The following is a 12,902-nucleotide window of genomic DNA, read 5'->3' as shown; positions in this document are numbered from 1 at the left end:
TGTATCCGCTGCGTTCCGGCAGCTGCATGGTAAGTAATGATCGGAGGCGGAAGATAGGAAGTAGCCCCAAAACATTCGTTAGCTTTGCGAGTAAACTATCAACTATATGCGCGTTTCCGAACTACCCGCCGAAGAATACAACGACTATTACGCCGGCTATATCGACCAGATCCCTGACGTTAGCCTGCGCTCAGCGCTCGACGAAAGTGCCGCCGCACTGCTCGAATACCTCACTCACGTCCCCGAAAACCACGTCAATTACCGCTACGCACCGGGTAAGTGGACGGTTAAAGAATGCCTGCAACACATCATCGATACCGAGCGGGTCTTTGCTGGTAGAGCGCTCCGCATTGGCCGTGGGGATACCGCGCCGTTGCCCGGTTTTGACCAGAACGAATTTGCCAGCGTGGCCAAGGTTGAAGATCGCCGCTGGCTCGATATGATCGAAGAATTTCGGGTCGTACGCCGCTCCAATACAATCCTTTTCAAATCGCTTACGGAAGAAGATTTAGCGCGTATCGGTCACATGTCCGGAAACCCCGCCAGTTGCCGGGCCATCGGCTTCATCCTCTGCGGCCACGTATTCCACCACGCTAAGCTATACCGCGAGAAGTATGGCTTTGGAACTTCCGCCTAGCTCGGTCTACTACCGTATTGCTGCTTATTTTGGGCACCCCAACTAAGTTTGGGACTATTATTGTGGCGCTGCCGCAGGTGCAGAGTAATGGATTTGGTACGCTGCCCTCACCTTAAGTATTGACTTTCAACTTACTGAATGAACCTCTTATTACAGAAGCAGCGAATGGGATGTATGATCGTCCTGCTCACCATCGCCCAGGTAACGCTTGCGCAGTCACTGCCGACTTCCCTCCGCAGTCTCGTACCCGGCGAAACGCCCGCCGCCGCTAACGAACGGCAGTACCTCTACGCAGAGTTTCGTGACCTGTACCAGGACCTCCGCAAGGAGGAAAAGCTGGACCGCCGATCAACAAAAAAGAAGATCAAGAAAATGCGGAGCTACCTCGAGGATGAGGTATTCCGCCACTACGACGCAAAGGCCACGCTGACGGACGTCTTCCGTTCCGGTAGCTACAACGACGCTACCGCCGCTTCCGTCATGGCCCTGGCCCTGAATGAATTTGAAGTCGATTACGACCTCTACGTCGATCACTTCTACGTGCGCCTCGAAACGGACCCCGACGGGAAGGACATTGACGTGAACTACTACGTGGAGGAGGACATCACTTCGGAGGCAAAGGAGTCCTTCAGAAGTAATTACCTGATCCTGCTGGGGGAGACTCTCCTCCCGGATCTTAAAGAACGGTCTCCCCAGGATCCGTTCGCGACCTTTAAGGAATACTACTACAATCCCAGCCAAGCCCTTTCCCTGAAGCAGTTGGGAGCCTACCTTCAACTGCGTTACGCACAGGTGGCCTACGGCGAGGAGAACTTTGCGCGCAGCCAATCGCTGCTGGAATTAGCGGAAGGTAACGATAGCCGTGCCGCCTTCCTGGTCTTTGAGAAAGCCGTTGAGCTGGCTTCCCAACCGCCCCCGCTTCAGTACGAGAGTGGTAGCCTGGACGAGATGTTTGCCGTTTGGCAAGCCAACCCCGACCACGCTACCGCGCCGCCGGCTATCCTACGCCACTTCGATGAGCAGCAGCGGATTATCCTGGCTACTACCGATCCTGGGAAAACCCGTAACCTATTGGCGGATTACCTAGAGCGCGCACCGGATGGCCAGACGGAATGGACCAGCCAAATGATGCAACTTCAAGGCCTGCGTATGATGGAACACTACATCGCAGTCGGTGACCTTCGCGCTGCCAGATTGGAAGCGGCCGAACTCTACCAAGGTTTCCCCGAAGTAAGTTCCTACAAGCAAATGTTGAGTAACCTCATCATTGCGGAGGTCAATAAGGAAAGTCTTTCCGGTCAGGCCTTTAAGCAGCGTTTATTGCAACTATCCGGTACGTATCCCTTCCTGCTGAACAGTGGCCAATTTGCTAATGAAGGGCTACGGGAACAAGCACTCACCATCCGGGACCTTTACGCAGGAGATCGTCCGGACCTCGCCCTGCCCGCAGTGGAAGACTTCCGAAGATCGGTAGGCCGGCTGAGCGTCAATAAAATCCGCAGCATCTGGACGCTGACGGCATTCTACGCGGCGTCAGATTATCACTTCCGGATTGCGGATTACCCCGGTGCCCTTCGCTTTATTGATGAAGCGCTATCCTACGCACCGAACGATCCCTTTTTGAACCACCGCCGGTCCGTACTGGTGAAGTACCTCTAACCCACTTCCTCCGCACCTGCGACAGCGCCCCTGATTGATGCCAGACTGAAGGTGAACATTACTCCGATGCCTACGGCGAAAAAAATGCCGAGGGTAAGTAAACTGAGACGCATGCTGCCGGTGAGTAAATCCAGCGCCCCAAAGATGAAGGTGCCCAGTACGATGGCCACTTTTTCGAGCACGTCGTAAAAGCTGAAGTAGCTCGTGACGTCCTTACGAGATGGAATAAGCTTGGCGTAGGTGCTCCGGCTAAGGCTCTGGATCCCCCCCATGACGAGGCCGACGAACCCGGCAACCACGTAAAACTGCTCCTTGCCGTAGACGAAGTAGCCCGCCATGCAGATGAAAAACCAGATCACCAGTTGGAAGATAATGCCGACCCGGTTGCCGAAGCGGGCACTAACCGCCGCCGCCAAATAGGCCCCAGCGATTGCAACGACCTGGAGAATGAGGATAAGGATGATGAGCTCGCTGGTTTCGAAACCCAACTCTTTGGAAGCGAAAGTGGAAGCCAGAAACACTACGGTTTGGACGCCCGCGCTGTAGAGAAAAAAGGCGAGTAAGAAACGCTTCGTGGTACGGCTCTGGCTGATCTTGGCGTAGACATTTTTCAACTCTTCCCAACCGGCACGGCCCATGTCGGCAAAGCTGGCTCCCACTTGCCTTACGTCATCCGGCAATCGACTGAAACTGACGTACGCAAAAGCCAACCACCAGATCCCTACGGTGAGGTATACCATTCGGACGGGTAACGTGCTCTCCGTTGGCAGGCCAAATAGGTCCGGCCGTTGTACCATGGCCAGATTGACGAGCAGCAGAATGACGGACCCCACGTACCCCATGGCAAAGCCCCGCGCTGACAGTTTGTCAAAACGATCCGGGGTGGCAATTACCGGAAGAAAGGAGTTGTAAAAAACGAGCCCACCAGCAAAGCCAACTAAACCTAGTGCGAAGCCGACCGTCCCCAGCCAGAGCGTATCCGGCCCGTCAAAAAAGAATAAGGCCAGCGTTGCCAAGCCCCCGATGGTGGTGAAGATGCGTAGGAATGACTTTCTGCGTCCACCCGCATCAGCAATACCCGAAAGCCAGGGTGAGAGAACAGCGATGATAAGGTAACTGATCGAGATCGTCCAGGTAAGCCACGAGCTGTTTGTGAAGACGACGCCCAGGACATTAAATTTTTCGGGGATAACCGTCGTGAAGTACGGCGGAAAGATCGCGGTGGTGATGACGAGGGCAAAGGCCGAATTTGCCCAGTCGAAAAGCGCCCAACCGTTGAGGGTTCGCTTATCGTTGAGGGGTTGCAGCGAGGGGGCGCCCAGGTTGTCGTCGAGTACGTTCATCCCCGCCAAGGTAGGTGTTTAATCCGGCAAATTGATTTACCTTACCGGACATGAAAACCGCCGTATTCCCCGGGTCTTTTGACCCCATCACGATTGGCCACGTGGAACTCGTCCGCCGCGCCGTCCCCCTGTTTGACCGGATCGTCGTGGCCGTCGGCGTGAACAGCCAGAAGAAGTACCTCTGCTCGTTGGAGCAACGCCTGACTTGGCTGGAAACTGTATTTGCGGACGAGCCAAAGGTGGAAATCGCCAGCTTCGAAGGGCTGACGGCTCACTTTTGTAAGGAGATCGGAGCCCGCTACTTACTAAGGGGATTGCGTAACGCCAGCGATTTCGACTACGAAAAAACCATCTCCCAGCTCAACGACATTGTAGGGGAAGGTCTGGAAACCATCTTTCTGATCAGCCGGCCCGAAGTGAGCCACATCAGTTCGACGATCGTGCGAGAGATTATTAAGGGTGGGGGAGATGCTACCCCATTCTTACCGGAAGGGATTACGGTGAAATTGTAAAGGATACGGCTTGATGTGACGCCTTTAACTCCTCGTCATTCTGCCCGGCTCCGTTCATCCACAATCTTAAGTAGGGTAGGGATGCGGTAGGGGCCGGCCATATTGGTGATCCACTGAGCGGCGCGGTCCAGGTCCACCCCCACGGCGGTGATGTAGAGCGGCTTGAGGCTCTTCCCGCGGGTGACTTCCCGGAGACGTGCGTTGACGGTTTTGTATTTTTTCTTCGCCACCCCAACGATGGGGACTCGCTGTCCGAGTGACTCGTAGAGGTGGCCGCCAAGTCCGTACTTGCCCTCATCGTCCAGGTGAACGTAGCCGTCAATCACTATAAGGTCATTTTCGCTGGGTGGGAAGTAATTCAGTACCTGCAGGATGCCCGGCAATTCTCGCTTGTAAAACTGCCCGGGGATATACTCACTCGCCACGGTGGTAATGGCCGTATGCAAGTGAAGCGGCTTCACGTCGGACCAGTTATTAAACGTCGCCGCAGCCGTCTGGCAAACGTTATCCCGGTAGTAAGCGTCGAATGCGTAGATCATAGGCTAGGCCACAAATGTATAAATTGGGCCAGTAAAACAGCAGGAGGGCACGTGCCAGTTGCGATTTGCCAAATTCAATTAGGACTGATAATATAGCATGCGACCAAAAGTAAACCTGAATGACAAGTACGACTCCTTCACCGAGCTTTGGACGCCAAAAATTGTGGGCGAGCTGAACGGCCAATTGGTAAAATTAGCCAAGGTGAGCGGCGAATTTGTCTGGCACGACCATGCCAATGAAGACGAACTATTTCTGGTACAACGCGGCATCCTTCACCTGGAGTTTCGCAGTGGCGAGATCATCACTCTTAAGGAAGGAGAATTTCACATCGTTCCCCGCGGCGTCGAACACCGTCCCTTTACCGACGAAGGCAAAGAAGCCTGGATCATGCTCATCGAGCCAGCCACCACGAAACACACCGGGGACGTAATCGACGAAAAAACGCAACATCAACTAGACTGGATCTAGGTAGGATGCTACAACGTTAGTACAGAGGTGCTGCGATTGGATGCTCGGTAGCTGCCATCAAGGGATTGGGTCGGCAACAATAAATAGCTAATTGCAGTTAGCCACTGTAAAGAAATTCACTGTGTCACGTCACCTGATTACCCTACTTTTTCTACTTCCGTTCACACTTACTGGCCAGTCCAGCGTCCAGGATTTTGACCTGGGCGGCACGGCCCGCATCCTCAATGATGAATGCATCCGTCTTACGCCGGATGCCCAGTACGCCAGCGGTTCCGCCTGGTACGAAAAGGCCATCGACCTATCCAAGCCCTTCGAGATCACGGTGTGTCTCGTCCTGGGAAAGAATGATGATCTGGGAGCCGACGGCATCGGCTTCGTTTTCCACCCGACCCGCCGGACGGGCTACCGGGGAGAAGGAATGGGCTTTGCGGGCCTCGTCCCCTCGCTGGGGATTGAATTCGATACCTACCAGAATTACCATTTGGCGGATCCGCCCCAGGACCACGTCGCCATCATGGTCAACGGCCAGACCCACCATTACGCCAGCGTGGATGGGCCCAACCCCGTCCCCAATCTGGAAGATGGGAACAAACACTTACTCTGGATTAATTGGGACCCCATCTACCAGCAACTCACCGTTCAGCTGGATGGCAAGGAAAGGGCTAGCCTCCAGGCCGACATCGTCAAGCAAATATTTCAGGGGAACCCCACTGTGTACTGGGGCGTAACCGCAGCGACCGGGCGTAAAACCAACTACCAGGACATCTGCATCAAGAAATTGACCTTCGCGCAGGCGGGGCAGTAACCAAGATCGTGAAGTTGTATAGCACCTTATTTATAATGGGGCTGCTGGTATTTTCCCCGCTTTCGAGCAAAGAAAAGGGCACCCGTTTTTCACGGATGCCCTTCGGTGGGTAGAAGACCGGGTTCGAACCGGCGACCTCTGGAATCACAATCCAGCGCTCTAACCAACTGAGCTACAACTACCAGGTAATTGGCCTTTGGCCTGCTTTGAATCTAAAGCGCCGCAAAGGTAAATTAGTTGCCGGCACCCGCAAAGAATTGTAAGGATATTTTTTAGCCTTTAAAGGTAAGCTTTCAGTGCCGCCGCCATCTTATCCTGCAGGCTCTTGGCGCTGGCTCGGGCGGCTTCGGCGAAGTCTTCCCCGGCGCTGGCGTATAGGATGCCGCGGCTGGAATTGACCAGCAAACCACAGTGATCATTCATACCGTGGCGGCATACACCATCTAGGTCACCACCCTGAGCGCCAATACCGGGCACCAGGTAAAAGTGGTCCGGGCTAACCTTACGGAGCTCCGCAAACTTCTCGGCCTGGGTGGCTCCGCAGACGAACATTAATTGGTCCGGAGTGCCCCATTCCATAGTCTTGCGCATCACCTTGGTGTAGAGCTTTTCGCCGCCGTCCTGGCCGGCGTGCTGGAAGTCCTGGCTTCCCTTATTGCTCGTCAGGGCGAGGACAATGGCCCATTTGCCGTCGTACTCCAAAAAGGGAGAGACCGAATCCTCCCCCATGTACGGAGCAACGGTAATGGAGTCTGCCCCCAGCGTATGGAAGGCAAAACTGGCGTAGTACCGGCTGGTGTTGCCGATGTCACCCCGCTTAGCGTCCGCAATGGTAAAGTGGTCGGGGCCGATGTAGTCAAGGGTGTCCTTGAGGATGCGCATCCCGTCCAGCCCCAGCGCTTCGTAGAAGGCCGTGTTTGGCTTGTAAGCCACGCAGAGATCCCGCGTAGCGTCGATGATGGCCTTGTTGAATGCCAAAACATCCCCGTTCAAGTGAGTGGGCATTTTCTTAGGGTCCACGTCGAGACCTACACAGAGGAAGCTCTCCTTAGCCTGAATGGCGGCAAACAATTCTTTACGGTTCATGGCTACTTGGTGTAGGGGTAAATGATGCGGGTCTTGAACTCCTGCGCGTCGCGCGTTTCGAGCGGGCCTACAATGTATTCCTCGATGCTGGGCGCCACCGGCTTATAACCGCGGGTCTGCAATTCAGCACTCAGGGCGTAGTGAAAGGCGGATAGCCGGTCATAGGGGCCGTCCATCGTTAGCGCCAGGGCCGGGCCGTCCGGCAACGTGATGGAAACATATGGAGACAGTTTGGTGCCCTTCTCCACCGGGAGAGCTACGGCTGCATCCGCCGTTCCCGTTTCGGGTTCCCACACGTAGAAAAGGCTGGTCATCGGTCCGGCTGCCTTCACGCCACCGCGGTTGGCCTTGTTATTCAGGGAATCCGCCTCAATGGCCAGGAATCCGGGCACGTCCTGCAGTGACAACTCCTGCCGGAACACGAGGTAGGTCGCATCCTTTAGCTCGATTTCCGTGAAGTCCAGGCTCAGGCTTTGGGCGGTCGTGTCACCGCCTTCTACTTTAACTTCTTCGGATACGACGGTGCCTTCCTGCTTGCAGGCACCAAGAATAAGGGTGAGCAGAACCAGGCCTGCAATCAGCGAACGGTAGCTTAGCATTCGGATATTTCTTTGGTGGGTGGCGAAGGTAAAAACCATCAGCGAAGGAGGGTAAAGCTGCCCTTCAGTAATTCCACCGTCCCATCAAATAGCACTACCTCGACGGCGTAAGCGTAAACACCAGTGGGGTAGGCCTGGCCGTCGGCAGTTTCACCGTTCCAACCCTGGGTTTGATCATTGACTGCGAAGTCGGTGCGGTCGAAAACCTTATTCCCCCAACGGTCGTAAATAACAAATTGGCGCACCCGGTCCACAAATTCAGCGTCGCCGAAGACGACGTAGACATCGTTGACTCCGTTGCCATCCGCCGGGCTGAAGGCCGTGGGCAGGTAAATCAGGTCCCGTTTTTCCACGAATACTTGCTGTCGGATCTGGACCTGACAGCCCGCGTCATCCGTCACCTCCACCAGTGCGGTGAAGGAAGACAGTGGCCGCAGTTTTGGTTCCGTACAATTCGTACACGCCAGGGTGTCTGGCAGGTTGGTCCAGCGATACTGTAGGATGCTCGAGTCGCGATTGGTGCTCGCGCCCAGGCTTACTTCTTCCCCAAAGCGAACGGTAAGGTTGGGCGCCGTTCCGGTGAATATGCTTGGTTCTGGCACCGTGACTAGGGTATCCAATTCACAGCCCCGGGCGTCCGTAATGAAGACGGAAACTGGCCCGGCGGGGAGTCTTTGTAAGGTGCTGCCTCCTGCGTCCGTAAACCCATCAACACTGCTAATCTCGTAGGGCGCTGTTCCGCCGCTTACGTTCAGCAAGCTTAGCTCGCCACCAACTTCAGGGCAGGGCCCTCCCAAAATTGCGAATTCAGCCGCCGTAGGCCCGTCATCAATTACCGTGACGGTATCAAAACTGCTGCAGCCAGATATGGGGTGGATCGTTTCAAGTACGTACGTACCCGGTTCCTCCGTAACGAAACTACGGCCGTTAGCTAGCTCATTTCCCGCAAGGTTTGTCCAGCGGTATTCGGTGCCCCTCAGGTTCTCGGTGGTGGATCCCTCCAACCTGGTACCTGCGGCAGCGCAATCAAATGCTACGTCCGGGCCAGCGTCCGGTGTAACGGTGGGGCCGTCATCGGTTACGGTGAACGACAGATTAGCTGAGCAACCGGTGATTGTGTCGGTGACGACGGCTACGTACTGGCCGGCAACGGCCACGTCCAGCGAAGGCTCCGACTCTCCATTAATTACTGCGCCGGCACCATTGGTCCAGCGGTAAGCATAAGGGCCCGCGCCAACAGTGGCCAATGTCACGGTCTCACTACGGCAGTCTTTACTGACTAACGGGTTAGTTGCAGCAACCATCGGTAATGCCGTTCCATCAAGTAAGGTAGTGGTAGCGATGCTTTCACAGCCATCACTCTGGCGCGTTGCTCTAAGCTCGTACTCGCCAGGTATGTTGAGATCCACGAGGGAATCAGCGCGGCTGATGAGCGCCCCATCCAGGTACCATTCAAAGTCGACCCCGGCGATAAGCGTCGGTACCAAAGTTGTGGTGGGTTGGCGACAGGTTAACGTCCGTTCTGCGGGCAGCTCGATACTGAAAACGTTCGGACTCTGGGTGATTATTACGGATTGCGTACTACTACAGCCATTTGTCGTATCCTGAACGGTGAGGAAGAATTCTCCTGCTATCGAGGTGTTGAGATCTGAAGTCGTGCTAAGCGTAGACCCGGCGCTATTGGTCCAGGCGTAAACAAGATCTGGCGCTGCCGCAGGTGCAGAGAGTTGGACGGAAGGCCGCGCACAATTCAGTTCCAATCCTGTAGCAGAAATGGTGGCGTCCGGGGTAGAGCGGAGATCCGTAACGAGAAAAGTTTCGGTGGCCACGCACCCAGCAGTATCCGTGACGGTCAGCCCGTAGTTGCCCGCAGGGAGGTTATCGATGTCGGCCGTAGTCGCCCCGTTACTCCAGGCGTAGGCTAATGCGCCGCGCCCCCCCTGATAGGCTACCTCGATGCTTCCGCCGGCCCGGCAATCCTGAGCGGTTACGATGCGGCGGCGCTCGAGAATCGGGTCGGGGTCATTAAGGGAAAATTGCTCGACTTTGAAGCAGCTGGCGTCGCTAGCCGTGGAGACCGTAACGGAGTAGTTACCTGCGGGCAAACCCGTCCGTTCACGAGAGTTCGGACCGCCATCAGACCAGGAGTAAACCAGATTTCCCGGGCCGCTGGCGCTAGGTACAATTGTGATTGCACCGTCAGCACTACCGGCACAGGTAGGCTCAGTAATCAGCTGAGTAAACTGAACCGGTTCATCGATGATTGAGATCGGGCTGCCGAGATCGCTCCCCGTGCAACCATTCGCATCCGTGACGCTCAGTAGCGTGATGCTCCCGGGCTGCGTAAATACGAAGCTGGTGTCATTACTAATTGAATAAACCATGGTGGTGGCGGTACCGGCTAGTTCCTGCCTGACGGATACCAAGTAAGGCGCGGTCCCCGTAAATGAAAGTGGAATACTTACTGACGACCTGCCGCAAAGTGAATACGGCCCTGCGCCGAATGATGCGGTGGTACCACCGTTGTCGATCGTTATGCGTGCCATTGTCATTCCTCCACACCCGTCCGTCACGCTCACCTCTAGCGTTGTGTCGACGCCCACCACCGTAAAGTTACGGGTATCTCCATCCAGTCCGTCCGGCCAGTTGAAGGTATAATTGCCGTCACCTCCGGCTGCATTGGCACGAACCATGGCCGTAGTCCCTACACAAACGGATGTCGGCCCGTCCAGACTGATGGAAAGCGGTGCAGTGTCTTCCAAGTAAAGCGTATCGGCACCAGAAGAGCAGTTGCACAGTCCGTCGTAGTCAATGATCAGCGCTTCCTGGCCTTCTGCAAGTGCATCGGAAAGGATGGGTAGGGCGATGGTGATACTGGTCGCCCCGGCGGGAATGGTCACCGGGCTGGCCGGTGCCAGGTAATCAAGGCCTGGAGTAGCCATTGATAGATCGCCTCCGCCGCCGGCGAAACTGAAGTTGACCAATTGGTCCTTTGCAAGATCCTCAGCCTCGTTAAATAATCTGTTGAAGGTGATGAATGCGGTATCACAGCCCTCACGCAGCGCTACGCTACTCAAGTTTGGTAACGGCGTGACGACCGGTTTTTCGATGAGGTCTTTAGTAAGACTGCCGAGTTTCAGGAATACGCCTGAATCCAACTGCGCATCAATCGCATCCGCTACGATAATCTTAATCGTGTAGGTGGCGCAGGGAGTCACTTTTGCCTTAGCGCGCAGTGGTTTCGAGAACCCATTGTAGTTGATGGCGGCCAGTTGGGCGGGATCGATGGGTCCACCCGCACAATCGTCCACACTTCCAGGCGGCGTGTTATCCACGTAGAGTTGCGGGGTCTTCACGTGGTTGAGGTTAAATGGAGAGACCAAGTCTCCATTCTCCAGCGTAGCGATATTTGATCTGCCCTCCGGCCCGTCGAGAATGACGGCGAATACGTCACTGCCAAACGCATTATTGATGCCACTACAGTACTCTTCGGAAAAGAAAACGTAATCAAAACTGATGCTATCCGTTGTCGGCGTAAAAGTGAATTCAAGAATCGCGGCATCGAAATAAGGCGTTCCCGCACCAAGAAGGGCCGCTACGTCGGCATCTACAACTTGTGTGGCCGCTGGCGAAGATCCACTTGCGGGCAGTGGTGAATTCGGCCCGGGAGCCAAAAAGGTAAATCCCGTTGTGAGCATTATACCCCGGTCCAACCCGATCACGTCGGCGCCACCGGTAAAGGTACCCGTCTGGGCTATCTGCATTCCCCCGCCGATGGTGCGGTCCTGACCGCGAAGCGCCACGCCACTGCGCTCAAAGCAAGATTTTCCCCGGAATAGGGAATCCAGCATCTCATCCAAGTCAGTGCTGATTTCAGTGTCAAAACCGACCGACTTTATTGACGCGTTCGCCTTGACGTAGGGTACGCCCCAGAACTCGGCAGCCTGCATTTTAGCTAGGTCTTTAGCAAACCCCTCCTGACCCCAAACGGTGGCAGTGAACACCAGCAGTAGCACGCCGAAGAGAATTTTCATGGGAGCGGTGGAAAGACGATACCTAGCAGACGCAAAAAGGATCAAATAGTCAACTACACTGGTAGGAAAAATGGCAATTAAGACGATTGAAGTAGAGGAGGCGCTGCCGCAGGTGCAAAGGTAAGGGGTAAACGAGGCTAGAACTTAGGGCAGACCACCTTTCCCCGGTAATCCGCCGGTTGTTGATAAATCGCACTCAGTTCCCACCCACCACGGCTGTTGGTGATGGTATTCAGGTCCCCAACGCTGATGTCGTAATTGACGGCGAATTGGACCCGTTCCGTTTCAAGGCCGAAGGAAACGATGATTGCATTGAGTTTGAGATTGTCTCCCGATTGGTTACTGCCCTGCAACCAGAGCCCGGCGCGGAGGGCCACCTCCCGCCAGTCGCGTTGCGTGTACCGGACGTGGCTACCTAACAAGACATCAAGCGATGGGCCTTGCACCATCACCCTAGCGGCCGGCAATAGGCTGGGGTAACCATTTCCTAATGGCAATTCGCCGCCACCGTGGAAGACGTACCGCTGGTCAAGGTCATCCCGCCCTGCGGGTAGGGGGCTAACGTTGGGTGCGTTAAGGTGGTAGGCACCAACTCCGGCGTAAGCCGCCAAACGATCCCCGAAGGTGCCGAAGTAGCTCAGACCCACGTTGACATCCAAGTAGGTACCATTCCCGACGCCGGCAATGCCTTCCCCACTCGGGAGCGTACGGTCGATGTAAGCTTCCCGAGAGTTGTTATCGACGAAGTACTGGTTAGAGAACCACACTTTATTCAGGTCGAACCCCCGTTGGCCGAAACCTACCTGCGCGCCGGCGGAGAGGTACTGGCCTAATCCACGGCGAAGATTGCCGCCAATTTGTTGCTGATAGCTGCCACCGATAAAGCCTTGGGTGCGGTTGAAGTCACTGGAAGGGGCGTTATCCCGTTGCAGTTGTGCTCCCAGGCCGAAGTAATTCCCGTTGCCGGCGGGTCTGCGAAGTTCGACGCCGGCCGCGTAACTGCGGTAACCCTCCGCGCCCGGCAGTGCGGTGTACAACTCTCGGTAATTAGCCGTCGCCCTGAGTTGGCCGGAAATTACCCCGGTCAACGCTGGGTTCGTAAGCTGCGGGGTGGCGCCTAGGTTCGCAAACCTGGCATCCTGCGCCAGCGCCCAGCAACTACTCAGTAGGAGTCCGAAACAAAAAGCCAGCTTGAAAAACTTGGAAGATAACTGCATGG

General features: G+C 55.5%; 11 protein-coding genes and 1 tRNA gene. 5 read left to right on the top strand and 7 right to left on the bottom strand.

Features of this window, described 5'->3' with window-relative positions; translation table 11 throughout:
* The first annotated feature begins 106 nt into the window (after positions 1 to 106).
* Together A3850_RS15475 and A3850_RS15470 are read left to right on the top strand one after the other, a co-directional pair.
* Positions 107 to 637, top strand: coding sequence for a DinB family protein (locus A3850_RS15475; protein WP_068218455.1), 531 nt, complete (start codon positions 107 to 109; stop codon positions 635 to 637).
* A 138-nt stretch (positions 638 to 775) separates the two neighbouring features.
* Complete coding sequence (locus tag A3850_RS15470) at positions 776 to 2,296, top strand: hypothetical protein (RefSeq protein ID WP_068218452.1); 1,521 nt, start codon at positions 776 to 778, stop codon at positions 2,294 to 2,296.
* Here A3850_RS15470 and A3850_RS15465 read toward each other — a convergent pair.
* Positions 2,293 to 3,639 carry an MFS transporter gene (locus tag A3850_RS15465; protein ID WP_068218449.1) on the bottom strand — a complete coding sequence of 449 codons (1,347 nt, stop codon included), beginning with the start codon at positions 3,637 to 3,639 and terminating at the stop codon, positions 2,293 to 2,295. The genes A3850_RS15470 and A3850_RS15465 overlap by 4 nt on opposite strands.
* Positions 3,640 to 3,689: 50 nt before the next feature.
* On the opposite strand from A3850_RS15465, the gene coaD reads away from it, so the two are divergent.
* Positions 3,690 to 4,151, top strand: a complete 462-nt coding sequence (gene coaD, locus A3850_RS15460; RefSeq protein ID WP_068218446.1) for a pantetheine-phosphate adenylyltransferase — start codon at positions 3,690 to 3,692, stop codon at positions 4,149 to 4,151.
* Positions 4,152 to 4,186: 35 nt separating this feature from the next.
* On the opposite strand, the gene A3850_RS15455 is transcribed toward coaD, so the two are convergent.
* Positions 4,187 to 4,690: an endonuclease V gene (locus tag A3850_RS15455; RefSeq protein WP_068218444.1), complete on the bottom strand. Its 504-nt coding sequence runs from the start codon at positions 4,688 to 4,690 to the stop codon at positions 4,187 to 4,189.
* 97 nt (positions 4,691 to 4,787) lie between these two features.
* On the opposite strand from A3850_RS15455, the gene A3850_RS15450 reads away from it, so the two are divergent.
* Both A3850_RS15450 and A3850_RS15445 read left to right on the top strand, forming a co-directional pair.
* Entirely contained in the window at positions 4,788 to 5,159 is a 372-nt protein-coding gene (locus tag A3850_RS15450) for a cupin domain-containing protein (RefSeq protein ID WP_068218441.1), read from the top strand.
* A gap of 121 nt (positions 5,160 to 5,280) precedes the next feature.
* Positions 5,281 to 5,964 (top strand): L-type lectin-domain containing protein, encoded by a 684-nt coding sequence (locus A3850_RS15445; protein ID WP_197494074.1) that lies wholly within the window; start codon positions 5,281 to 5,283, stop codon positions 5,962 to 5,964.
* A 108-nt stretch (positions 5,965 to 6,072) separates the two neighbouring features.
* Here A3850_RS15445 and A3850_RS15440 read toward each other — a convergent pair.
* The 5 genes from A3850_RS15440 to A3850_RS15420 form a co-directional block, all read right to left on the bottom strand.
* Positions 6,073 to 6,146: transfer RNA gene (locus tag A3850_RS15440), tRNA-His, on the bottom strand.
* A gap of 97 nt (positions 6,147 to 6,243) precedes the next feature.
* The gene (gene pyrF / locus A3850_RS15435; protein WP_068218439.1) at positions 6,244 to 7,050 is read right to left on the bottom strand and encodes an orotidine-5'-phosphate decarboxylase; all 807 of its coding nucleotides are present in this window, start codon (positions 7,048 to 7,050) and stop codon (positions 6,244 to 6,246) included.
* Positions 7,051 to 7,052: 2 nt separating this feature from the next.
* Complete coding sequence (locus tag A3850_RS15430; RefSeq protein ID WP_157501280.1) at positions 7,053 to 7,688, bottom strand: GyrI-like domain-containing protein; 636 nt, start codon at positions 7,686 to 7,688, stop codon at positions 7,053 to 7,055.
* Positions 7,688 to 11,683, bottom strand: a complete 3,996-nt coding sequence (locus A3850_RS15425) for a choice-of-anchor L domain-containing protein (protein ID WP_068218434.1) — start codon at positions 11,681 to 11,683, stop codon at positions 7,688 to 7,690. Before A3850_RS15425 ends, A3850_RS15430 begins: the two co-directional genes overlap by 1 nt.
* 137 nt (positions 11,684 to 11,820) lie before the next feature.
* Entirely contained in the window at positions 11,821 to 12,900 is a 1,080-nt protein-coding gene (locus A3850_RS15420; protein ID WP_068218430.1) for a PorP/SprF family type IX secretion system membrane protein, read from the bottom strand.
* Positions 12,901 to 12,902: the final 2 nt, after the last annotated feature.

Origin of the sequence: Lewinella sp. 4G2, from assembly GCF_001625015.1 — a bacterium.
GTDB lineage: Bacteria > Bacteroidota > Bacteroidia > Chitinophagales > Saprospiraceae > Neolewinella.
The sequence above is the reverse complement of the archived record's forward strand: the minus strand, read 5'-3'. Positions and strand labels throughout refer to the sequence as shown.